At 57.8% G+C, this 21,733-nt stretch carries 21 protein-coding genes; 11 read left to right on the forward strand and 10 right to left on the reverse strand.

Annotation, left to right across the window (positions count from 1 at the left end):
- Positions 1 to 28 precede the first annotated feature (28 nt).
- The 3 genes from BJF91_RS16755 to BJF91_RS24830 all read right to left on the reverse strand — a co-directional run bounded on the left by BJF91_RS16755 (position 29) and on the right by BJF91_RS24830 (position 1,044).
- The gene (locus BJF91_RS16755) at positions 29 to 319 is read right to left on the reverse strand and encodes a hypothetical protein (protein ID WP_075615554.1); all 291 of its coding nucleotides are present in this window, start codon (positions 317 to 319) and stop codon (positions 29 to 31) included.
- Between the two features lie 156 nt (positions 320 to 475).
- The gene (locus tag BJF91_RS16760) at positions 476 to 748 is read right to left on the reverse strand and encodes an usg protein (RefSeq protein ID WP_075615555.1); all 273 of its coding nucleotides are present in this window, start codon (positions 746 to 748) and stop codon (positions 476 to 478) included.
- A 104-nt stretch (positions 749 to 852) separates the two neighbouring features.
- Complete coding sequence (locus BJF91_RS24830; RefSeq protein ID WP_139310719.1) at positions 853 to 1,044, reverse strand: hypothetical protein; 192 nt, start codon at positions 1,042 to 1,044, stop codon at positions 853 to 855.
- A gap of 21 nt (positions 1,045 to 1,065) precedes the next feature.
- Between BJF91_RS24830 and groES the strand changes: the two genes are divergently transcribed.
- From groES to BJF91_RS16775, 3 genes are all read left to right on the forward strand, one after another.
- Entirely contained in the window at positions 1,066 to 1,380 is a 315-nt protein-coding gene (gene groES, locus BJF91_RS16765) for a co-chaperone GroES (protein ID WP_075615556.1), read from the forward strand.
- Positions 1,381 to 1,434: 54 nt separating this feature from the next.
- Positions 1,435 to 3,069, forward strand: coding sequence for a chaperonin GroEL (gene groL / locus BJF91_RS16770; RefSeq protein ID WP_075615557.1), 1,635 nt, complete (start codon positions 1,435 to 1,437; stop codon positions 3,067 to 3,069).
- 277 nt (positions 3,070 to 3,346) lie between these two features.
- Complete coding sequence (locus BJF91_RS16775) at positions 3,347 to 5,557, forward strand: methyl-accepting chemotaxis protein (protein WP_075615558.1); 2,211 nt, start codon at positions 3,347 to 3,349, stop codon at positions 5,555 to 5,557.
- A gap of 125 nt (positions 5,558 to 5,682) precedes the next feature.
- On the opposite strand, the gene BJF91_RS16780 is transcribed toward BJF91_RS16775, so the two are convergent.
- Entirely contained in the window at positions 5,683 to 7,593 is a 1,911-nt protein-coding gene (locus BJF91_RS16780) for a hybrid sensor histidine kinase/response regulator (protein WP_234801654.1), read from the reverse strand.
- 118 nt (positions 7,594 to 7,711) lie between these two features.
- Entirely contained in the window at positions 7,712 to 9,220 is a 1,509-nt protein-coding gene (locus BJF91_RS16785; RefSeq protein ID WP_075615559.1) for an ATPase domain-containing protein, read from the reverse strand.
- A gap of 68 nt (positions 9,221 to 9,288) precedes the next feature.
- Between BJF91_RS16785 and BJF91_RS16790 the strand changes: the two genes are divergently transcribed.
- On the forward strand, positions 9,289 to 9,570 hold the full coding sequence (locus BJF91_RS16790) for a hypothetical protein (RefSeq protein WP_075615560.1): 282 nt from the start codon (positions 9,289 to 9,291) through the stop codon (positions 9,568 to 9,570).
- 96 nt (positions 9,571 to 9,666) lie between these two features.
- Here the strand turns inward: BJF91_RS16790 and BJF91_RS16795 are convergent, their stop codons facing one another.
- From BJF91_RS16795 to BJF91_RS16815, 5 genes are all read right to left on the reverse strand, one after another.
- Positions 9,667 to 11,034, reverse strand: a complete 1,368-nt coding sequence (locus BJF91_RS16795) for an LLM class flavin-dependent oxidoreductase (RefSeq protein ID WP_075615561.1) — start codon at positions 11,032 to 11,034, stop codon at positions 9,667 to 9,669.
- A gap of 73 nt (positions 11,035 to 11,107) precedes the next feature.
- Positions 11,108 to 11,560 carry an acyl-CoA dehydrogenase family protein gene (locus BJF91_RS16800; RefSeq protein ID WP_075615562.1) on the reverse strand — a complete coding sequence of 151 codons (453 nt, stop codon included), beginning with the start codon at positions 11,558 to 11,560 and terminating at the stop codon, positions 11,108 to 11,110.
- 41 nt (positions 11,561 to 11,601) lie between these two features.
- Positions 11,602 to 12,255, reverse strand: a complete 654-nt coding sequence (locus BJF91_RS16805; protein ID WP_075615563.1) for a methionine ABC transporter permease — start codon at positions 12,253 to 12,255, stop codon at positions 11,602 to 11,604.
- A complete protein-coding gene (locus BJF91_RS16810) occupies positions 12,236 to 13,393 on the reverse strand; it encodes a methionine ABC transporter ATP-binding protein (RefSeq protein WP_075615564.1) in 1,158 nt (385 codons plus the stop codon). The genes BJF91_RS16805 and BJF91_RS16810 overlap by 20 nt, the downstream gene beginning before the upstream one ends.
- Entirely contained in the window at positions 13,390 to 14,187 is a 798-nt protein-coding gene (locus BJF91_RS16815; protein ID WP_075615565.1) for a MetQ/NlpA family ABC transporter substrate-binding protein, read from the reverse strand. The genes BJF91_RS16810 and BJF91_RS16815 overlap by 4 nt, the downstream gene beginning before the upstream one ends.
- 371 nt (positions 14,188 to 14,558) lie before the next feature.
- Between BJF91_RS16815 and BJF91_RS16820 the strand changes: the two genes are divergently transcribed.
- The 7 genes from BJF91_RS16820 (at position 14,559) to BJF91_RS16850 (ending at position 21,685) form a co-directional block, all read left to right on the forward strand.
- Positions 14,559 to 15,527 (forward strand): aliphatic sulfonate ABC transporter substrate-binding protein, encoded by a 969-nt coding sequence (locus tag BJF91_RS16820; RefSeq protein WP_075615566.1) that lies wholly within the window; start codon positions 14,559 to 14,561, stop codon positions 15,525 to 15,527.
- 14 nt (positions 15,528 to 15,541) lie between these two features.
- A complete protein-coding gene (locus BJF91_RS16825; RefSeq protein ID WP_075615567.1) occupies positions 15,542 to 16,393 on the forward strand; it encodes an ABC transporter permease in 852 nt (283 codons plus the stop codon).
- The gene (locus BJF91_RS16830; RefSeq protein ID WP_075615568.1) at positions 16,386 to 17,156 is read left to right on the forward strand and encodes an ABC transporter ATP-binding protein; all 771 of its coding nucleotides are present in this window, start codon (positions 16,386 to 16,388) and stop codon (positions 17,154 to 17,156) included. The genes BJF91_RS16825 and BJF91_RS16830 overlap by 8 nt, the downstream gene beginning before the upstream one ends.
- 425 nt (positions 17,157 to 17,581) lie before the next feature.
- Positions 17,582 to 18,589 (forward strand): taurine ABC transporter substrate-binding protein, encoded by a 1,008-nt coding sequence (gene tauA / locus BJF91_RS16835; RefSeq protein ID WP_075615569.1) that lies wholly within the window; start codon positions 17,582 to 17,584, stop codon positions 18,587 to 18,589.
- Positions 18,590 to 18,683: 94 nt separating this feature from the next.
- Positions 18,684 to 19,475, forward strand: a complete 792-nt coding sequence (locus BJF91_RS16840; RefSeq protein ID WP_075615570.1) for a taurine ABC transporter ATP-binding protein — start codon at positions 18,684 to 18,686, stop codon at positions 19,473 to 19,475.
- Positions 19,472 to 20,329, forward strand: a complete 858-nt coding sequence (locus BJF91_RS16845; protein WP_075615571.1) for an ABC transporter permease subunit — start codon at positions 19,472 to 19,474, stop codon at positions 20,327 to 20,329. Before BJF91_RS16840 ends, BJF91_RS16845 begins: the two co-directional genes overlap by 4 nt.
- A gap of 279 nt (positions 20,330 to 20,608) precedes the next feature.
- Positions 20,609 to 21,685 (forward strand): LLM class flavin-dependent oxidoreductase, encoded by a 1,077-nt coding sequence (locus BJF91_RS16850; protein ID WP_075615722.1) that lies wholly within the window; start codon positions 20,609 to 20,611, stop codon positions 21,683 to 21,685.
- Positions 21,686 to 21,733: the final 48 nt, after the last annotated feature.

A 21,733-nucleotide genomic window follows, 5' to 3' on the forward strand; every position in this document is an offset into this window, starting at 1 on the left:
ACCGCGCTTGCCGCGATACGCGTTTTGATCAGTGGATCGCCATGCTGACTGGCCGATAGGGATGGGCCGCCTGGAATTCAGAGAGCATGGCGGCCGCCTGTTCCAGGACCTGTTGCGAAGCATCCACATCGTCACGAGCCAGTTCATCGGCATTGAACCGGATAGCATTGGCCATATTACTTGAGATGGTTGCGAACTGCCGGTCGCCTTCGACGAAGGCCTCGCGGGCCGTCCCTTCCAGCAGCCTGGCCATGTCGACCAAAATCTCCTCGCGTTCCTCGATGCTCAAATCCCTGATGGTCCCAATCTTTTCTTCCATTGCCATACTCCACAAATTCCATGTCCCAGTACATGCGGACACAAAGGTCTTCTCGCCGAGCTCATCAAGCCTCGGCGGGCGCAGACTGCGCCCTGCTTAGCAATTAGGAAGTCGAAAACCGCCGTTCAAGACCGGGCGAGCAAGTGGAACAAGACCTCAGTGAACCTGGAATTCCCCATCGATCTGGCGCCACTCGTTTGGGCCGATCAGGCGCTTGTGGCTGTAGCGGATCGAATGCAAAGGGCCGTCGAGATTGGCCTGCCAGAAATCCAGGAATTTGCGCATCTCGGGGAAGTCAGGGGCAAGGTCGTAATCCTGCCAGACATAGGTCTGCAGCACGGATTCGAAATCGGGAATGCGGTAGAGAATATGGGCGGTGGTCAAGCCATACCCGTTGAGCTGTCGCTCCAGATCTGATGAAAATCGCATGCAAGATCTCCGTTTTGTGACAACCATCAAGGCTGACTCAAACAGCGCGGAATTTCAACGAAAAACACCATCCCCAAAAATTTTTGTCATTTCTTTTCATGATGTTAGCAGCCAAAATCCGCGAGTGCTGATTTTTTTGCGCTGATCTCTTGAATAGCGATTTCACCGAAACCAAATCTTGCGCCGCCGATCGCTTCGCATGGAGGATCGGCGCCCGCTCCGGACTGGTCTCCCGGTCCGGACGATGGAACGGTTTGCGTTGAGAAAACTGTTTCAGGGGAACTATTGATCATCATCGTTTGTCCATGGAGGAAAACATGACGTTCCGACCGCTTCATGACCGCATTCTCGTCCGCCGCGTCGAATCCGAGCAAAAGACCAAAGGCGGCATCATCATTCCCGACACAGCAAAGGAAAAGCCGCAGGAAGGCGAAGTGATTGCCGTTGGCTCCGGTGCGCGCAACGAGGCCGGCCAGATCCAGCCGCTCGACGTCAAGGTTGGCGATCGCATCCTGTTTGGCAAATGGTCCGGCACGGAAATCAAGATCAACGGCGAAGAACTGCTGATCATGAAGGAAAGCGATGTCATGGGCATTATCGAAGCCCAGGCCCAGCTGAAGAGCGCTGCTTGAGTCAGGTATTGAAGACCATCAGTCAGATAGCTGCCTATTGAGGAGTTAAACGAAATGGCTGCAAAAGAAGTCAAATTCCACACCGATGCGCGCGAACGCATGCTGCGCGGCGTCGACGTTCTCGCCAATGCCGTCAAGGTCACGCTCGGTCCCAAGGGCCGCAATGTCGTGATCGACAAATCCTTCGGCGCGCCGCGCATCACCAAGGATGGCGTTTCAGTCGCCAAGGAAATCGAACTGGAAGACAAATTCGAGAACATGGGCGCGCAGATGCTGCGCGAAGTGGCCTCGAAAACCAATGACCTCGCCGGCGACGGCACCACGACCGCAACGGTTCTGGCCCAGGCCATCGTGCGCGAAGGCGCCAAGGCGGTGGCCTCGGGCCTGAACCCGATGGACCTTAAGCGCGGCATCGATCTTGCCGTCGACGCCGTCGTCAAGAACCTGAAGACCAATGCCCGCAAGATCTCCAAGAACTCCGAAATCGCCCAGGTTGGCACGATTTCCGCCAATGGCGATGCGGAGATTGGCCGTTATCTCGCCGAGGCCATGGAAAAGGTCGGCAATGAAGGCGTAATCACCGTCGAAGAGGCCAAGACCGCAGAGACCGAGTTAGAAGTGGTCGAAGGCATGCAATTCGACCGTGGCTATCTCTCGCCCTATTTCGTCACCAACCAGGACAAGATGCGGGTCGAACTGGAAGATCCCTATATCCTGATCCATGAGAAGAAGCTCTCCAACCTGCAAGCCATGCTGCCGGTACTGGAAGCCGTGGTGCAGTCGGGCAAGCCGCTGCTGATCATCGCGGAAGATGTCGAAGGCGAAGCGCTCGCCACCCTCGTCGTCAACAAGCTGCGCGGTGGCCTGAAGATCGCTGCCGTCAAGGCTCCCGGCTTCGGCGATCGTCGCAAGGCGATGCTGGAAGATATCGCCATCCTGACCGGCGGTACCGTCATTTCCGAAGACCTCGGCATCAAGCTCGAAAACGTCAGCCTCACCATGCTTGGCCGCGCCAAGAAGGTGGTGATCGAGAAGGAAAACACCACGATCATCGACGGTGTCGGTTCCAAGGCCGATATCGAAGGCCGCACCGCCCAGATCCGTGCTCAGATCGAAGAAACCACCTCCGACTATGACCGCGAGAAGCTGCAGGAGCGCCTGGCCAAGCTCGCTGGCGGCGTTGCCGTGATCCGCGTTGGCGGCTCGACGGAAGTCGAAGTGAAGGAAAAGAAGGACCGGGTCGACGATGCCCTGCACGCCACCCGCGCTGCCGTCGAAGAAGGCATTTTGCCCGGTGGTGGCGTCGCTCTGCTGCGGGCAACCAAGGCACTGGACAGTCTGACCTTTGCCAATGACGACCAGCGCGTCGGCATCGACATCATCCGCCGCGCCATTGAGGCACCGGTGCGCCAGATCGCGGAAAATGCTGGCGCCGAAGGCTCGATCATTGTCGGCAAGCTGCGTGAAAAGGAAGAGTTCTCCTTCGGCTGGAATGCACAGACCGGCGAATATGGCGACCTCTTCACCCAGGGCGTGATCGACCCGGCCAAGGTGGTGCGGACCGCGCTGCAGGACGCTGCGTCCGTTGCCGGTCTGCTGGTCACCACGGAAGCGATGATAGCCGAAAAGCCAAAGAAGGAAGCGACGACCACCCCTGCCCTGCCGGCCGGCGCTGGCATGGACTTCTGATAGGCTTTATGACCTGCGCTCAATTGATGAATGGTCCGCCCTACGGGGCGGGCCATTTTTTCTGTCAAGACGACCCGACCCCCGGCCCCCTGTGACGTGAAGCAAGCGAATAGCTCCCGTCAAAATTGCTGAATTTTTGTGCATTAATTTCAATTCATGTCTATGTGCTAATCAAATCTCAACCGCTTACCCCTAAAAACATACTGAAAATTGATTTTTATCAAGCTTGCCGGAGTCCGAGCTGCTTGAGAACAGTTAGGGTGAGACCAAGTTGAATATGATCGGTAATTTGAAAATCGGCACGCGTATCGTCATTGTCGCAGCCATCCCATCCATCGCCCTGCTTGGCGCCGTCGTACAGGATAATGTTAGACGGCTCGACATCGTGTCCCAGGCCAAATCGGTTGCTGACATTGCGGCGATGGCGCCCGTAATTGGTGGTCTTGTCCATGAAATCCAAAAAGAGCGCGGCGCATCTGCCGGCTTTATCGGCGCGAATGGTCAGGGCGAATTTGCAACCTTGCTGGAAAAGCAGCGGGCACTGGTCGATGCAGCAACCCAGCGCTTCAATGCACTCAACCTGACGGCAGCCGACGCGGCCGGTGGCCCGGCCCTGCGCGACATGGCACGCGACACAAAAGCCAAGCTCGACCGGCTGACGACCATGCGCAGCGATGTCTCATCGCTGAAAGCAACGGTGCCTGAGGTTGCCGCCTATTTCGCCGACACCATCGGCAGCCTGATCCAACTGATCGAATCCATGAGTGCGTTGACTACCGACAGCCGCATCTCAAACCGCATCGTTGCCTATTCCGCCCTGTTGCAGGGCAAAGAGCGTGCCGGCCAGGAAAGAACCGTCGGAACCGCGGCCTTTGCCAGTGGCACGTTTAGCCCCCTCGGCTATCAGCAGTTCGTCAAATTCGGCGCCATGCAGAATACCTATTTCGCGGTGTTCAACAGCTATGCCAATGCCGCCGAGCGCAAAGCACTGCAGGAGGCCTTGACCGGCGAAGCCGGCAAACAGGTGGACCGCCAGCGGACCGTCGCCCTCAACAGCCCCTTCGGCGGTTCGTTGCAGGAGGTCAAGGGGGAAGACTGGTATAAGGCGGCAACCAATCGCATCAACGCCTTGAAGACCGTCGAGGACCAGACCGGCGCCGAACTCAGCGCCTTTGCAGAAGAAACCGCTGCCTCCGCCCGCAGCGGCCTGATCCTCTCGGTCCTGGCCTCCCTCGGCGCCTTGGCGCTCGTTGCCCTCCTTGCCGCCATTGTCACCCGCTCGATTACCGGCCCGGTCGGCCGGATTGTCGCGACGATGCGCCGACTTGCCTCCGGCGATGCCGACGCGCCGCTTGATATTGCCCCTGATAGTAGCGAAATCGGCGAGATGGTCCGCTCCGTCGCCGTGTTCAAAGCCAACGCCCAAGAGCGCATCCGGCTCGAGGCCGATGCCGAAACCAATAGGTCGATGACAGAACGGGAACGGCTTGAGCGCGAACGGCAACAGGCCGAAGAAGCAGCGGAGGTCCAGTTTGCCGTCGATACACTGGCAGCCGGCCTTGGCGCGCTGGCACAGGGCAAACTGAATTACCGGATCAACGAAGCCTTCGCCGCCCGCTTGGACAAGATCCGTGTCGATTTTAATGGCGCGGTCACGCATCTTGAAGACGTCATCGTGCAGGTGAGCGGCAATGCCCAGGCGATAGCCGCCGGCTCCAGCCAAATCCGCGCCTCGGCCGATGATCTGGCAAAGCGCACCGAACAGCAGGCGGCCTCGGTCGAGGAAACCGCTGCGGCGCTGGAACAGATCACCACCACCGTCGCAGACACCACCCGCAGGGCTGAAGAAGCCGGCCGTCTGGTGCGCGCAACCCGGGAAAATGCCGAACAGTCTGGCGCCGTCGTCACCCGGGCAATCACGGCCATGAATGAAATCGAAGCCTCTTCCAACGCCATTTCCAACATTATCGGTGTCATCGACGAGATCGCTTTCCAGACCAATCTCCTGGCTCTCAACGCCGGGGTCGAAGCCGCCCGCGCCGGCGACGCCGGCAAGGGATTTGCCGTGGTGGCCCAGGAAGTGCGCGAACTGGCACAACGCTCGGCAAGCGCAGCAAAGGACATCAAGGGGCTGATTGCCAAATCCGGCGGCCACGTCACCAACGGCGTCAACCTCGTGGGCGAAACAGGTCAGGCGCTGGCTACGATCGTCAATCAGGTCAAAGATATCAGCATTAACGTCCTGTCGATCGTCGAAGCCTCCCGCGAGCAGGCAACCGGGATCAAGGAAATCAATCTCGCCGTCTCGCAGATGGATCAGGGCACGCAACAGAACGCCGCCATGGTCGAGGAATCCACCGCCGCTAGCCATTCTCTCGCCATGGAAGCAGATGGTCTCTTCACCCTGGTCGGCAAGTTCGAAACTGGCGACCGGAGGCAGAACGCTTCCCCGGCCCGTGCGCCACAGGCCTTCAGGCGCTCCGCCTGATACCGCACTCGCGTCGCAGTCCTTGGACCTGCGCAGGAGATTGACGGATGCCCGAAGTGTGCCAGGCATCCGTCAAAACCGGTCTGCATTCTCTCAATCGGGAGAACAATGCCTTACGCCAAGCCTTACAAGAGCTTCTTGAGCATGGAGGCGAGTTGCTCCTGGGTATATGGCTTTCCGAGACGGGCCACGTCAATTTCGACGCCAGACGGCAAGTCGGCATAGCCCGACGCCATGAGGATGGGCAGACCGGGCACTCGGTCGCGCGCAGCTTTGACGAGTTCAGCTCCCGTCATACCGGGCATGGAGTAATCGGTGATCAAAAGGTCGAAAGTGGTGCCGCGGTCCATTAACGCCAGAGCTTCCTTCCCGGAATAGGCTTCGACGACCTCATGGCCGAGATCGCTGAGCATATCGGCGGCACTCATGGCAATAAGAGCGTCGTCATCGACCAACAAGATACGCCGTGGCCCGACGTCACCCATCCTGCTGTCAATTGCAGCAGGCTGCTGTAGTTCCGGAACCGCGGCTGTCGAGACAGGAATCCATAGTTCAGCCGTTGTTCCCTGGCCTGGAGCGCTTGTAAGCTTCAATCGGCCGTTCAGCTGCAAGGCAAGACCATGGATCATGGATAGACCAAGGCCCGTACCCTTCCCTACTTCCTTGGTCGAGAAGAATGGCTCGATAGCTTTTTGCAGCGTCTCGGCGTCCATCCCGAGCCCTTGGTCGATGACGGACAGGACGACATAGCGCCCCCTGGCAAGCCCATCGACCTCTTCCGCCTGTTCAGCTTCCTTCAGCTCAACGCGGATCGTGCCGCCATTCGGCATCGCGTCGCGAGCATTGACGGCGAGATTGAGGAGAGCAAGTTCCACCTGATTGGCATCGGCCAACACAGATGGCAGGCGCTCGGGAATGGTGACGTCAACGGCAACCCTTGACCCAACCGATCGCTTCAGCAAATCCGCCATGCCCGTTACCAAACCGCCAAGGTCGACAGGCCCAACCTGAAGGTCTTGCCTGCGGGCAAAGGCGAGCAGACGCTGGGTGAGCGACGCCCCGCGCTGAGCGCCCTGCAAGGCGCCATTTATCAGTCGCATCGCTTTATCATCGCCAGCGACATGTCTTTGCAGGAGTTCAAGATTGCCGAGAACGGCCATGAGGAGATTGTTGAAGTCGTGCGCCACGCCACCCGTGAGCTGGCCGATCGCTTCCATCTTCTGGGCCTGTCGAAGCTGCTCCTCAGCCCTTTGCCGTTGGCTGACCTCCGCAAGCACGCGCCCATGGGCCTCTTCCAATTCACGCGTCCGCTCGGTCACCCGCTCTTCAAGGACTTCATTCAGATGGCGTTGCTGTTCTTCTGCTTGCAGCCGCTCGGTTACATCCGCAGACACACCCGCAAGCCTCACAGACTGACCAATCCGGTCCCGTTGAAGCTGCGCGCGGAATTCCGCTCCGTGTATAGAACCATCCGGCCAGACGGTACGGCACGCAATCGCGTAGTCCGCCCCGGTCTCTATCGCCCTGCGCGCGATGTCCTTCACCCGCTCCACGTCCTGGGGATGGATCGCCCGCAGGAGATCCTCGTAGGTAAAGCCATCATGTGGCCCGCGGCCAAATATTTCCCTGCAGGTAGCTGACGTGGTCAAGACCTTTGTCTTCAGATCCAGCTCCCAGGTACCGAGCCGACCCGCCTTCAGAGCAGTTTGAAGACGCCGTTCTCCGTCATCCAGTTCCTCCATGCGGATGCGCGCTTCGTATTGCCGATATCGGCCCCGCACTGCCGAGCGGGCCGCACTGATAAAGGTGGTCGCATGGAAGGGCCGCTCGATAAAGCTGACATTGCCGAGAACCTTCGACAGTCGGGCTGCGGCAGGATTACGATCGGGTCCGCCGCCGCGCGCAGTCAGAATGATAAAAGGAAGGTCCGACCAACTCGGTTGCGCCTCCACCCATGCCGAAAGCGGACGCAGATCCACCGAACGAAGAGCTTCCTCCGTCATGACGGCAAATGCCACATTATCGTCCAGGCTCATCACCAACGCCTCAAGCGTTGGAGAAATTTTCGCCGCCACGCCCGCCTCCTGCAGCAGCGCTGCAGCAATTTGCGCATCGCGCCCTAGTGGAGCATGGATCAGGCCGGGTAGATCGCGGTCAGGAATGGGCCCCCTCCTCCTCAGACGTCTCCAGGAAAGGCTGCTGATCTCCAACAAACAGCGGAACGCCGTGCAGGATTCCTCGAAAGCCAGACAGTGGCTTCCCGAGGGTCAGCCCCCTCGAACCGATCGTATATTCGCGGATCATATCTTCGTGGTGGCCCGTGCGTTTCTTGATAACGGAGATCGCTCGACGGACCCTACCTTCCGCTTCAAAATAGCGGAGCAGGATCACGGTATCAGCAAGATAGGTCACATCCACCGGCGATTTCATATCGCCAACGAGGCCATGCTGCGCAACGGTAATGAATGTATTGGCGCCCTGCCTGTTCAAATACTGCAACAGCTCATGCATATGCAGGATAAGAGCGTTCTCTTCCGGCATGGCGGCCTGATAACCATTTATACTATCGATAACGACGGTCCTCGCCTGGAAAGTCGCGACCCTGTCTCTGACGCGCTGCGCGAATTCGCCAGGAGACAATTCGGCGGCATCAAGTTGCTCGATGTGGATCTGTCCTCTGTCGCGCATGGCCTCAAGGTCGAGGCCCATCGCCTTGGTGCGCGAAAACAGCAGGCCAAGTTCTTCGTCAAAGACGAAGATGGCCGCCCGCTCGCCACGCTCCACGGCGGCTTCGACAAATTGCAATGCAAACAGACTTTTGCCGGTGCCCGCAGGCCCGATCAGCAATGTGCTGGAGCCGCGCGCAATGCCACCTCCAAGCAGGTCGTCAAACTCGCCTATCCCACTTTCCAGAAGCGTCCGCTCGAAGCCTGACTTGTGCTCGATGGCGCGCAATCGCGGAAACACCGAAACGCCGCCGGTCTTGATGACAAAGTCATGATAGCCACCACGAAAGGATTGCCCGCGATATTTGAGGACCCTCAACCTGCGGCGCTCGGAGCCGTAGTCGGGAGCGAGTTGTTCGAGGTGAATGACCCCGTGAACCACACTATGAACCGTCTTGTCCATCGCGTCGGAGGTCATGTCGTCAAGCAACAGCACAGTCGCATCCGAGCGAGAAAAAAAGTGTTTGAGCGCCAGGATCTGGCGGCGGTAGCGAAGCGAACTCTGCGCCAGCAATCTGATCTCCGACAGACTGTCGATGACCACGCGATGCGGCTTCACGCGTTCGAATGCCTCGAAAATCAACTTGGTCGTTTCGCCAAGCTCAAGGTCGGAGGAGTATAGAAGGCTCTGCTGCTGATCTGCATCGAGAAGGCTCTCCGGAGGCACAAGCTCAAAAATCTCCACTTGATCGCCAATGTCTTTTCCGTGCGAAAGAGCGCTGTCTCGCAACTCTTCCTCGGTCTCCGACAAGGTGATGTAGAGACAGCGCTCGCCAATTCCGGCGCCCTCGAGGAGAAATTGCAGGGCAATGGTGGTCTTTCCAGAGCCGGGCGCCCCTTCGAGCAGAAAAACGTGACGGCGGGAAAGACCGCCGGACAAAATGTCATCCAGACCCTCTACACCCGTCTGCGCTTTCACGGTTGATTTTTCAGTCATACATCCTCCATAGCGGCAAATAAAATAGAGCAATTCTTGCGCTTTGGTAGAAGGTAAGACTCCTCAGAGTGGGATTTCGTTCCGCCAGACCGGCTGCGGCATATTGCTGCCGGAGCCGCGCATTCGTCGGCAGTTTTATTGGTTTTCCACCGACACGTTCATCCACCTTTCTTGATTTTATCGAAACCGGCAAGGTGTCATCGCAGTCGATTGAAGATGGATTAATTGCGCTAGAGCCGGCCGACGCTGCGGCGAGATCGGCACCGGACAAGGTTGCAGGCCATGCCTTGGGCCAAGCGATCGTTAATGCGCTTCTCGAGGTCTCCGATGGCTTGAACCCAGAAGAATAGCCAGAGCAGCCGGTCTTATTCACGGGACATGCAATAATGGCCTCTACGATAACCCATCTGGGGAAATTTCGGAGGCGTACTTACTCTTACTGTGGGTCAAATTGCCTGAGATCGACGAAACTGGCTGCCGTAATGGTTATCCGGCAGCCTGTCGCCTGCACCAAACAAGCGGCTTCGCAGCGTGCCGCCATTATAGGCCGTCTTATAAGCAGAGCGCGCCTGTAGTTCCGGCACAACGATATCGATGAAATCGACATAGCTTTCAGGCACCACCGTTCGCGCCAGATTGAAGCCATCGATCTCGCCTTCATCCAGCCAGGAAATCAGTTCCTCGGCCACTTTTGCACCGTCGCCGACGACGATCGGATAGCGTCCGCCGATTGCCAATTCCTTCAAAAGCTGTCGCTTCGTCCAGCCCTTTTGCCGCGCCAGTTGCGTAACGGACTGGATAGCGTTGCCTGTCGCATATTCAATCTGATCATCCAGTTCGAAACGGGAGAAATCGACACCGCTGCCTGCCGCGAAATGGGCGAGTCCCGCTTCCGGACTGGCATGGTCCAGATAGTCCGCCAGCTTGTCTTGCGCCTCCGAAGCGGTGCGCCCCGGCACAACTGTCATGCCAACGAAGATCTTGATGTCCTCCGGTCGGCGTCCGGCAGCGACCGCCTCTTCCCGCAAGGCGCGGGATGTTCTTTTCGCCGCCGCCTTGTCGCTGGCACTGATGAAGATGCATTCGGCATGACGACCCGCAAACCGCCGGCCACGACCCGATGTACCTGCCTGGTAGAGCACAGGCGTCCGCTGGGCCGAAGGTTCTGCCAGATGATAGCCTTCGCTTTGATAGTAGGGCCCGTTATGACGGATTTTCCGCACGCGGTCCGGTTCCGCAAAGACCCGGCGCGCTTTGTCCAGAACAACGGCGTCATCCGCCCAGCTGCCTTCCCAAAGCTTGTAAAGCACATCGAGGTAGTCATCGGCGCGGTCATAGCGGGTGTCGTGCTCGTTCATGCCTGTCTGGCCAACCGCACGGACTGCGCTATCGAGATAGCCGGTCACGATGTTCCAGCCGATGCGGCCGTCGGTCAGGTGGTCGAGCGTCGACATGCGCCGCGAAAACGTATAGGGCGCTTCGACGCTGGTATTAACGGTAATTCCGAAGCCAAGATGCTGCGTGGCCGCCGCCATGGCCGAGACAAGCAGGATCGGATCGTTGACGGGGAGCTGGATCGACTCTCTCAGCGTCAGATCCACCGAGGACTGGTAGATATCGTAGACGCCAACGATATCGGCGATGAAGATACCGTCAAACAAGCCGCGCTCAAGCGTTTTTGCCAGATCCGTCCAATAGGAAAGCCGCTTGTATTCGTGCGAGCGATCGCGCGGATGCGTCCAAAGGCCATGATTGATATGGCCGACGCAATTCATGCTGAAGGCGTTGAGCAGGATCTGTTTACGCAGGGACATTCTTTTTCCAGAGTTTTGAATAGATCGGAAGGCTGTCGTCAAATAGCGCCATGGCGGGGCGGCCGGCAGCCATTCAGATAATATTGGCCGGACCGGCGTTGCCGATGCGATAACCTGCCAGAACATCCGAGTAGATCCGAGTCTTCTGCGCTTCGTTGCCGATATCATCGACCAGGGCCAGAACGCCAAAATGGTTCTGCGGAATTTGTCCAAATGCCGGATCCACAGCGCAGAGGATTTCAAACACCTTGGTCAGGGTCTCGAAGCTGGCCCCCGTTCCGCCATGGCTGCGCGGAATGGTAATCGCCCCTAATCCGCTTGCCGTATACGCCTCGATCTCCTCCCAGGGCAGGCGACGCTCCCTGTCTCTTTCGGACGCGCCAGCTTTGACCGTCTCGGCAAGCGCATGGGCAGTTTCGATAGCTTCCCGATCATCACGGATACGATGGACAGGCTTCGGAGGCCTTGGCCGTGGCGGCGTCTCAGAACTGCCAACCATGGCAGGATGCGTCTGGGGTAAGGTCATCGCTTCCACTTCCGTTGAATCAATCAAATTACTCAACCAAATTACCGGGCGCGCAAGCGGCGCACCGCCGTATCGCCAACGAACTGGACAAGACAGACAGTAGCGATCAGCACCACGATCACAGCCAGCATCACGGTGGTATCGAAGCGCTGGTAACCGTAACGGATCGCCATATCGCCAAGCCCCCCGGCCCCCACGGCTCCGGCCATGGCAGAGGCGCCGATCATCGAGACAATCGTAATGGTGAAGCCACCGATCAAGCCGGGCAATGCTTCCGGAAGCAGCACATGCCGGATGATATGCCGGCGTCGGCAACCAATGGCCTGAGCAGCCTCGATCAGACCATGCTCCACCTCGCGAAGGCTGACCTCCGCGATCCTCGCAAAAAACGGCGTGGCGCTGATCGACAGCGGCACGATAGCGGCCCACACGCCAATGCTGGTTCCTGTCACCAATCGCGTGAACGGCAAAAGGGCGACCAGGAGCACAATGAAGGGCGTGGCGCGAAAACCGTTGATAACAGCACCCAGTACGCGATTGGACCGCGGCGCGTGAATAAGCCATCCAGGCGAAGAAAGCACCAGAAAGACGGCAAGCGGAATGCCCACCAGAAGCGCCACGATAGCAGACACACCCACCATCGTCAGCGTATCGAGAAAGGCATGCCAGAGGCGGTCATACATCTGTGGCGTCATAACCAATGATCCTTGCTGCATGCGCCAGATCGGGATTGGCGATGAGATGGTGAAGGTCGCTGCGTGCGGCCGTTGCCACGATCAGCCTTCCGCTGACATGACCCTGTATGCGGTCCAGATTGCTCTGGATGATGTTCGTTCCATCACCGAGGACCGCAAAAAGGCGTCCGAGATCCGGCTGCAAACCACCAACACCCGTATAGGTAAATTCGACCAGCGCTGTCGCAGGCTTGCCGCTCCATTGCGAGTCCAGGCGTCCTGCCAGATCTTCCGGTAGACCACGATCAAGCGGCTTCAACAGAGAGCGCGTTGCTTCATGACGGGGATTGCCGAACACTTCCCACACACGTCCGGTCTCGGCGATCCGCCCTGCTTCCAGCACCAGAACATGGTCGCAGATCTCGCGGATAACGCTCATCTCGTGGGTGATGAGAACGATCGTGAGACCCAGTCGCCGATTGATGTCTTTCAACAGGGAGAGAATTGAGAGGGTCGTTTCGGGATCGAGCGCTGAGGTCGCCTCATCGCAGAGCAGGATTTCCGGGCGGCTGACGAGCGCACGGGCAATGCCGACACGCTGCTTCTGTCCGCCGGAAAGGCGCGATGGATAAGTGTTTTCCTTGCCTCCAAGCCCCACAAGCTTGAGAACCTCCGCGACCCTCTCTTTGACCTCCTGCTTTGGCACACCGGCCACCACCAGCGGCAGCGCCACATTGGCGAACACCGTCTTGGCGGACAGCAGGTTGAAGTGCTGGAAGATCATACCGACGCGGCGACGCAGCGCCACGAGCTGATCCTCATTGAACGTGGAAATATCCGCGCCATCGACCAATACCTGACCGCTGGTTGGTCGCTCCAGTCGATTGATCGTGCGAAGCATGCTCGACTTGCCAGCACCCGAGCGTCCGATGATGCCGAAGATAGAACCAGCGGGCACGTCGATGGTGATGTCCGTCAGAGCCTTTACGGGGCCGACCGAGGAAACATAGATCTTTTCAACCGCCTGAAAGCGAATGGAGCCAGCAGCAACCGCCGCTGGCTTTCCCGTGGATGACGCTTCCGAGGCGCCAGCGCTGCGCGCATCGGCCCCCACCACGGGCATAACATTAGCTGCCGCGTCGAAAAGAACGGCGCTCATTTTTCCCACGCAATCGTGTAGAGCTTGGGATCGTGGGCAAAGCCATTGTCGATCGCCTCCCGTACCGTTTTGGACGTCTGATAAAGCTCGACCACTTTCTTTAGGGAAGCATTGTCTGCCTTGGCCTTGTTGGCTGCGAAGACGATTGCGAACTGCTTGTCATCAATGCCCGAGAAAATCAGAGCCGAGCCGGGGTCAAAGGTCTTGGCCGCAATAATGAAGTGTGGATAGCCTAGCGCCAGGTCCACATCGCCAGTCACGCGCGCGAGTTGCGGCCCTTCGACTTCCTTGAACGTGACCTTCTTCGGATTGTCGATGATGTCATCCAGCGTGCCGAGAAAGCCGACACCATCCTTCAGCTTGATCAATCCGCCCTTCGACAACAGCAGAAGGCCCCGCCCCTGATTGACCGGGTCATTGGCAATGGCAACCGTCGCCCCCTGCGGAACGCTGGCAAAATCCTTATGCTTGAGGGAATAGATGCCAATATTGGCGAGGGTGCCGACACCAATGGGCGTGATGTTATAGCCCTTCTGTTTGACGGCATTGGTGAGAAAGGGCACATGCTGGAAATAGTTGAGATCGAGATCACCGGCGTTCAGCGCCTCGTTCGGCGTCGTCCAGTCGCTGAACTCGATAACCTCTAGATCAATGCCAGCAGCCTTTGCCTCAGGTACCAGCGCTGCAACGGAATCACCATACACACCCGGCACAACACCAATCTTCACGGTTTCAGCCATAGCCGTACCTGTAACGGCAAAAAACAGAGCAGACAGGAATGCAGTCAGTCTCATGGGAGCCTCTCCAAAATATATATCTATAAATTTAGTAGAATAAGTAGATTATGAAGAGGCAAGCTTTGCCAGTCCGTCGCACCATCGCGGAAAAACATTCCAAAAACGGGATGAGACCTGTCTAGGGAGCCTCATTGATGCGCCCTTGAAACTACCAATAATAGAATTCGGCGCATCACCCGATGCAAGCCATCCACGCTCGTCTCTGCATGTGCTGATGGCCGAGTTACCGACAAAGACAGCACGCATCACCTCCACTCGGCGACAAGTGAGGTGGATAATTTCATCCAGGCAGCAAAGTTTGGAATGGGGACACGCGCTATAAACGACAAAATAGCTAGAATATATCATCTATCAAATTGGAGGGGCATATGCGTTCTTGGGCCAGATGGGTATCGAGTGCAATCGCGGGATTGGTTTACGTCAACGCGGCACATGCCGCCGATTTGTCGGAGATCAGAATAGACTGGGCGACCTATAACCCTGTGAGCCTGATCCTGAAGGATGAGCGTATTCTCGAGAATGAATTCGAGAAGGACGGAATCAAGATCACTTGGGTGCAATCTGCCGGATCGAATAAGGCGCTTGAATTCCTGAATGCGGAGTCGCTCGATTTCGGTTCGACGGCTGGCGCAGCCGCCCTGATCGGCAAGATCAACGGCAACCCGATCAAGTCCGTCTATGTCTATTCGCGCCCCGAATGGACCGCGCTGGTGACGCGCAAGGACACGGGGATCAGCAAGGTCGAGGATCTGAAGGGCAAGTCGATCGCGGTCACGCGGGGCACGGACCCGCATATCTTCCTGGTGCGAGCCCTGGCGGATGCGGGGTTGGCAGAAAAAGATGTCTCGATTGTTCTCTTGCAGCATGCCGACGGTCGCCTTGCGTTGAAACGCGGCGATGTTGCGGCATGGGCTGGCCTTGATCCCATCATGGCCTCCGCTGAGGTCGAAGATGGCGACGTCCTTTTTTACCGCAATGCCGCCAACAACAGTTGGGGCGTGCTGAATGTCCGCGAGGAATTCGCCAAGGCCCATCCGGACATTGTTCGCCGTGTCATCGGATCCTATGAAAAAGCCCGTATCGAAGCGATCAAGAACCCTGAAAAACTGAAGGCAACGCTGGTGACGGCAACAAAGCTGCCGGATACCGTGATCGCTCGGCAGTTGGAACGCACGGATCTAAGTCAATCGCGGATCGGTGAACCACAGCGCAAGACAATCGAGGAAGCAGGCCTCGCCCTGCAAAAGGCGGGTGTCGTGAAGTCTGACGTTGATGTGAAGGCAGCTGTCGCGCAACTGATCGATGCAAGCTACACCACCGGTCTGGCAGGGCAATAAGCGAGGCGTTGTCGATGACACTTCTGGAAGCAAGGCTGGCGCGCCAGCACGGCGAAGGCAGCGTGGAGAAACAGCGACGCAGCCGCCTTTCCCTGCTCGACCGGCCGGTCGTCGGCATGCTGTTTCCAGTGTCCATTCTCGTTCTGTGGGAACTGCTGGTCACATGGGGGCTGGTGGGCGGTCGTCTCGTACCTCCACCATCCCGCGTGCTACGGGTAATCTATGCACTCGCCGCATCGGGTGAGCTGCTATCGCATATCAGCGTCACCCTTGCGCGGGTGCTTTCAGGCTTTGCCCTCGGTGCTGTTTCAGGCACGCTGTTCGGGGCGGCAACAGGCTATTCTGCCAGATTTGCAAGATTGTTGGACCCGACGCTGCAGGCCCTCCGGGCAATACCTTCGATCGCCTGGGTCCCGCTCTTCATCCTATGGTTCGGCATCTTCGAAGCTTCGAAAGTCAGTCTGATCGCGGTCGGCGTCTTCTTCCCGGTCTATCTCGGCGTTTCCGGCGCACTCGCCAATGTCGATCGCCGCATCGTCGAAGTCGGCCGCATTTTTCGATTGTCTGGTTTCGAGCTTATCCGGCGCATCCTGCTGCCGGCCGTGTTGCCCGACTATGCTATGGCGCTGCGAGCGGGCCTCGGCCTTGGGTGGATGTTTGTGGTCGCGGCAGAGTTCATGGGCGCCTCCGAAGGTCTGGGTTACCTGCTCGTCGATGGCCAGCAACTCGGAAAGCCAGATCAGATCATGGCCGCCATCCTGATCTTCGCCGTCATCGGCAAGGCGACCGATACGCTTCTGATCCTCCTGACCGCGCCCTTTCTGAGATGGCAGGATTCCCACGGCAAGGACCGCGGTCATGCTTGAAATCCGCAATCTGTCGAAGATCTACCCCAACGGAACCCATGCGCTCGACAACTTCAGCATCGACATCAAATCCGGTGAAATCCTGGCCATCATCGGAGGGTCGGGCTGCGGCAAGAGTACTCTTTTACGCCTCCTCAGTGGATTGGAACAACCAACCCGGGGGGAGAGCCGACTTGACGGACGCCTGCTGCTGAAGCCCGATGCCCAGATGAACATCGTCTTTCAGGAACCGCGGCTGTTGCCGTGGCTCAGTGTCGAGGACAACATTGGGTTCGGCCTGCGACACCTTCGCGTCGAGGACAGGCGGGAACGCATCCAAGCCGTCCTGGAGGCGATCGGCCTTGCGGGATACGGTCGCCGCTGGGTAAAGGAGCTCTCCGGCGGCCAAGCACAGCGGGTCGCCCTGGCCCGCGGACTTGTCACGCAACCAGACGTCCTGCTTCTGGACGAGCCTTTCTCGGCACTGGATGCCATGACACGCACGGAATTGCAGGATCACCTACTGGATCTATGGACCCAACGGCAGATTACGATGTTGCTGGTCACGCATGATATCGAGGAAGCCGCCCTGCTTGCGGATCGGATTGTGGTAATGCGCCCCTGGCCGGGCCGGATCTTGGATGAGGTGCAGATGACGCTACCCCGCCCGCGCGACCGAACGTCGGCAAATGTATCCGATTTGAAAAGGCACCTGTCAGGCCTGCTCGCGCACTCCATGAGCAAATCTGAGAACCCTCATCAGTATTACACGAAGCGTTATTGAAAATGACTCTTCATAATACGGTGTTGGTCCTAAAGAGTCTCCGACAAATATAGTGCTGTGACCCGCTCATGACTGTTTTCGGAATAAAGCGGGTTCAATGACAGACGGATATAGGGCGCATACCACGCGACGAGTGGAATGATTTTTCACATTTGACACCCATTTGCGGCAACCTCGAGGGTGCCGCGAGCGGTAGCAACTGTCAAAACTAGACCGCCAATGCGTCGGACCGAAAAGCGGGAACCGGTTTGGCAAACAAAACTTGGAGCATCAAGCTGATTCCGATTTCCGGCACGATGCAGAAATTGGGTGTTTAGTTTATTATTTCTATAGATTTAGGTCTTTTATTTCTCCAGCTAACGCGCTGATCCTCATATGCTTTCGAAGGATATTCGGCGGAAACGCCATTTGAGGGAAGAAGCAACATGCTGTTCAAAACACTACTCGCAGCAGCCGCCGCCATCGGACTCACTTTTGTCGTGGCGTCTGCGCAGGCCGCCGACAAGAAAGTTGTGGTCGGCTATCAAACGGACGCGCTGCCATCATCCGTCGCGATCGCAAACGGTGAATTCGTCAAGGCAACAGGTTACGAGATCGACTTTCGCAAGTTCAATTCCGGCGCTGACGTATTCGCGGCGATTGCTTCCGGCGACGTCCAGGTCGGCTATGTCGGATCAAGTCCTTTTGCTGCCGCTACATCGCGTGGACTGGCCGTGAAGGCCTTCTACCTCGCCTCTATCTCCGGAATCGATGAAGCCCTCGTGGTTCGCAATGGGTCAGGCATCAATTCGCTGAGCGACCTGAAAGGTAAGAAGCTGGCGGCAGCGCCTGTTTCAACGGACCACTACCAGCTCCTGCAACTCATCAAGTCCCTCGGTCTGACGGAAAAGACCGTTCAGGTTCTCGCTATTCCCCAGCCGGAAATCGTCGCAGCTTTCAATCGCGGTGACATCGATGGCGGTTTCGTGTGGGACCCGGCACTGACAGAACTGAAGAAAAACGGAAAGGTCCTGATCACCTCGAAAGAAGTTGCCGAAAAGGGAGCGCCAACCTTCTCAGCCTGGGTCGTGAGCGACAAATTCGCAAAGGACAACAGCGCCTTCCTTACCCAGTTTTCGAGTGTGATCAACACATACTATGCCTCCTTCACGCATGACAAATCGGCCTGGTCGGCAGAGAGCCACAATGCCAAGACGCTTGCCAAGCTTCTCGGAGGAACCGCCGAGCAACAAGCAGCAGCATTGAACAACCTCAACCTGCTGACGCCAGAGAGTCAGGCCTCCGAAGACTGGCTCGGCGGCGGTGAAAAGTCCGGTGCCGCCAAAATTCTGAAGGAAACCTCACGGTTCCTGAAGGAGCAGGGCAAGATTTCCGAAGTCCTGCCCAGCTACGCAGCTTTTGTAACACCGGATGCCTTGAAGGCCACGCAATAAGGTCAGTCGCTTTGCAAGGGCGAACCGCCCTACCTTGAAATTTTCATGTCCCATGCAGCCAGAGCTGTCGGGACATGTCTTGCGAGGAAATGATATGTTGCAAATAAGCAATGCCAGCGTCTTCTTCGAAGGACGGCAGGGTAAGGAGATTCACGCGTTGGATCGTGTGAACCTCGATATCGACGAGGGCGACTTCGTTGTCGCCCTAGGTGCATCCGGCTGTGGCAAGTCCACCCTGCTGAATGCTATCGCAGGGTTCCTGCCGTTGACCGAGGGGACGATTACACTCAACGGCAGTCCGATCAGCAGACCGGGCGCGGACAGAGGTGTCGTCTTTCAAAAGGACACCCTGTTGCCTTGGTTGACAGTGCTCGACAATGTCGCGCTCGGACTCAGGTTTGGCGGTGTCAGCCGCAGGGAGCGGCGGGAAAAGGCAGCAGAACTGCTAGGCCTTGTGGGGCTTGCCGACTTCGCCCGGAGTTTCCCCCAGGAGCTTTCAGGTGGCATGCGCCAACGCGTGGGTATCGCGCGAGCGCTTGCGACCGAACCGGATATTCTGCTGATGGACGAGCCCTTCGGTGCGCTGGACAGCCTGACAAGGGAACAGATGCAGGAATTGCTGATTTCCGTTTGGCATCGCACTGGCAAGCGGATCTTCTTTATCACCCACTCGATTGAAGAGGCGCTTTTACTTGGTACCAAGGTCATCGTAATGTCTCCGCGGCCAGGTCGTGTCGTGGCGCGCTACGACCTTGATTTCGTGCGCCGATTTACCGAGACCCAGGACGTTCGCTCCATTCATCTCTCTGTGGAATTTTCAAATCTCCGCGAAGAGATCCGAGAGCTTCTTCATACCGACCATCATTTCGCAGGTGTTGCAGCATGACCGCGATTGAACTTGATACCGCGAGCGCAAAAAATACCGCAGTGTCGTCCCCCACAAGGACAGTGCGGCCAATCGGCTTTGGACTCGAGGGCAAAAGCACGACGGCGATCAGCATTACCACGGCTATTGTCCTGATCGCGCTGTGGTGGCTTGCAACAGAGCTGAAACTGGTGCCGAAGCTGTTTCTTCCCTCACCGGCTGAAGTGCTTCGCCAGTTGGTCACCATTTTCAACGACGGCTATGCCGGGGCGTCGCTTGGCGATCACGTCGAGGCGAGTCTCTTTCGTATCGGGCTTGCAGCGGCTCTTGCCGTCGTAACAGCCGTGCCGCTCGGACTCCTGATGGGGCTCAACCGCTGGGCAAAGGGCGTGCTGGATACGCCGATAGAGTTCTACTGGCCGCTGCCGCCCCTTTCCTATCTGCCGTTGATGATCATCTGGCTTGGCATTGGCGAAACCTCGAAAATCTCGCTATTGTTTCTCGCTATGTTTGCACCCATCTGCCTGTCGGCGCAGGCTGGCGTCCGTTCCGTTTCGGTTGAGCGTGCCAATGCGGCGAAATCGCTTGGCGCCAACCCCTGGCAATTGTTCATCCACATCGTTTTCCCCAGTGCTCTGCCAGAAATCCTGACTGGCATTCGCATTGCCGTCGGGGTCGGCTGGAGCACGCTGGTCGCCGCCGAGTTGATCGCATCGACGAGAGGCATTGGCTTCCTCATCATGTCAGCAGCACAGTTTCTGGCGACCGACGTTGTGTTCGTCGGCATTGGGATTATCTCGCTCTGTGCTTTTGGCTTCAGCTTTGCGCTCCGGCTTCTGGAGCGACTTCTGGTTCCCTGGAAGGGCAAAGGCTGAATTGACACACGGCCGTCGTATAGCGTTGCGAGCTGGTGGAGCCTCGGTGCCGCCCCAGCTTTCCGCTCTATTTGGCTTGTGCTTCCGACAGAGTTGTCCGGGGCCGCAAACCGCACAATTGCCGCTTTGCCGAGTATCTTGTGGATCATACGGCTTTGCGGCGCATCGCTTTTCACTCAACCACATCGCGGCGACGCTCGAGAGTCATCTTCTTCGGTGGCGTCGGCCGCTTGTCGTGTCAATTCCAAAACCGTCTCCTCCTTCGATGCAGGCATCAACATGAGCAGCAATACCGAATTCCTCTGGTATATCCCGAACGACGTGAAGGCAGGCCATCGCGGAGACACCGCCGCCGAAGGACACAACAGCCTCGACGCCTTGACTGAACATGCGACCGCGCTGGAAGACCATGGCTGGACCGGCGCACTGATCGGCACGGGCTGGGGTCGGCCGGATACATTTACCGTTGCGACATCGCTTGCCGCTCGCACGAAGACATTCCAGCCCCTGATTGCCATCCGCCCGGGCTACTGGAAGCCGGCCAACTTCGCCTCGGCTGCTGCAACGCTCGACCATCTGAGCGGCCAGCGCATCCGGGTCAACATCGTCTCCGGCAAGGACGATCTGGCGGCCTATGGCGACGCAGAAGGCGATAGCACCCATCGTTACGCCCGCACCAAGGAGTTCATGCGGCTCGTCCGCAAGCTTTGGACTGATGAAGCGGTGACCTTCGATGGCGAGCACTTTCAGGTCAAGAATTCGACCGTCCAGCCAAAGATCAAGGCAACGCCTGAGCGGCCGCACCCGAAACTCTATTTCGGCGGGGCGTCGGAAGCGGCAGAACGGGTCGCGGCCACGGAAGCGGATGTACAGCTTTTCTGGGGAGAGCCGCTGGCGGGGGTAAAGGAACGTATCGAGCGACTGAAGGACTTGAGCAAGGCGCTCGATCGCGATCTGCCGCCACTGCAATTCGGCCTTCGCATCACCACGCTGGTGCGCGACACCACGGAGGAAGCCTGGCGGGATGCCGAGGCAAAGGTGGCCGAAATGGCAAAGAACGGCGGTGCTGGCTGGCACGATCATAAGCGCGACGTGGCCATCGGCCAAAAGCGACTACTCGATCTGCACGAAAAGGGGGACGTTCTGGATGGTAATTTATACACCGCCCCAGGAAAATTCGGCGGCGGTGGTGCGGGCACGACATGGCTTGTGGGTTCAGCGGAGGATGTCGCCCGGTCACTCAGTAAGTATCGAGACCTTGGAGTTACCCAGTTCATTCTCTCCGACACGCCCTATCTACAGGAAATCAAACGTCAAGGGGAAACGATGCTGCCGCTACTCAACAAAACATTATAGGTCATCGCGTCGGCTCTGACGCAACACGTCTGTTAGTAGCTTTTGGAT

This window comes from Gillisella taibaishanensis, from assembly GCF_001938985.1.
Taxonomy (GTDB): domain Bacteria; phylum Pseudomonadota; class Alphaproteobacteria; order Rhizobiales; family Rhizobiaceae; genus Allorhizobium; species Allorhizobium taibaishanense.

Coding starts and splice junctions, on each gene's coding strand:
- groL (WP_075615557.1), top strand. CDS start 1,435: ATGGCTGCAAAAGAAGTCAAATTCCACACCGATGCGCGCGAACGCATG.
- BJF91_RS16845 (WP_075615571.1), top strand. CDS start 19,472: ATGACCGCGATTGAACTTGATACCGCGAGCGCAAAAAATACCGCAGTG.
- BJF91_RS24830 (WP_139310719.1), bottom strand. CDS start 1,044: ATGATGATCAATAGTTCCCCTGAAACAGTTTTCTCAACGCAAACCGTT.
- BJF91_RS16795 (WP_075615561.1), bottom strand. CDS start 11,034: ATGTCCCTGCGTAAACAGATCCTGCTCAACGCCTTCAGCATGAATTGC.
- BJF91_RS16820 (WP_075615566.1), top strand. CDS start 14,559: ATGCGTTCTTGGGCCAGATGGGTATCGAGTGCAATCGCGGGATTGGTT.
- tauA (WP_075615569.1), top strand. CDS start 17,582: ATGCTGTTCAAAACACTACTCGCAGCAGCCGCCGCCATCGGACTCACT.
- BJF91_RS16815 (WP_075615565.1), bottom strand. CDS start 14,187: ATGAGACTGACTGCATTCCTGTCTGCTCTGTTTTTTGCCGTTACAGGT.
- BJF91_RS16850 (WP_075615722.1), top strand. CDS start 20,609: ATGAGCAGCAATACCGAATTCCTCTGGTATATCCCGAACGACGTGAAG.
- BJF91_RS16825 (WP_075615567.1), top strand. CDS start 15,542: ATGACACTTCTGGAAGCAAGGCTGGCGCGCCAGCACGGCGAAGGCAGC.
- BJF91_RS16760 (WP_075615555.1), bottom strand. CDS start 748: ATGCGATTTTCATCAGATCTGGAGCGACAGCTCAACGGGTATGGCTTG.
- BJF91_RS16810 (WP_075615564.1), bottom strand. CDS start 13,393: ATGAGCGCCGTTCTTTTCGACGCGGCAGCTAATGTTATGCCCGTGGTG.
- BJF91_RS16755 (WP_075615554.1), bottom strand. CDS start 319: ATGGAAGAAAAGATTGGGACCATCAGGGATTTGAGCATCGAGGAACGC.
- BJF91_RS16800 (WP_075615562.1), bottom strand. CDS start 11,560: ATGACCTTACCCCAGACGCATCCTGCCATGGTTGGCAGTTCTGAGACG.
- BJF91_RS16780 (WP_234801654.1), bottom strand. CDS start 7,593: ATGAGCCTGGACGATAATGTGGCATTTGCCGTCATGACGGAGGAAGCT.
- BJF91_RS16785 (WP_075615559.1), bottom strand. CDS start 9,220: ATGACTGAAAAATCAACCGTGAAAGCGCAGACGGGTGTAGAGGGTCTG.
- groES (WP_075615556.1), top strand. CDS start 1,066: ATGACGTTCCGACCGCTTCATGACCGCATTCTCGTCCGCCGCGTCGAA.
- BJF91_RS16840 (WP_075615570.1), top strand. CDS start 18,684: ATGTTGCAAATAAGCAATGCCAGCGTCTTCTTCGAAGGACGGCAGGGT.
- BJF91_RS16775 (WP_075615558.1), top strand. CDS start 3,347: ATGATCGGTAATTTGAAAATCGGCACGCGTATCGTCATTGTCGCAGCC.
- BJF91_RS16805 (WP_075615563.1), bottom strand. CDS start 12,255: ATGACGCCACAGATGTATGACCGCCTCTGGCATGCCTTTCTCGATACG.
- BJF91_RS16830 (WP_075615568.1), top strand. CDS start 16,386: ATGCTTGAAATCCGCAATCTGTCGAAGATCTACCCCAACGGAACCCAT.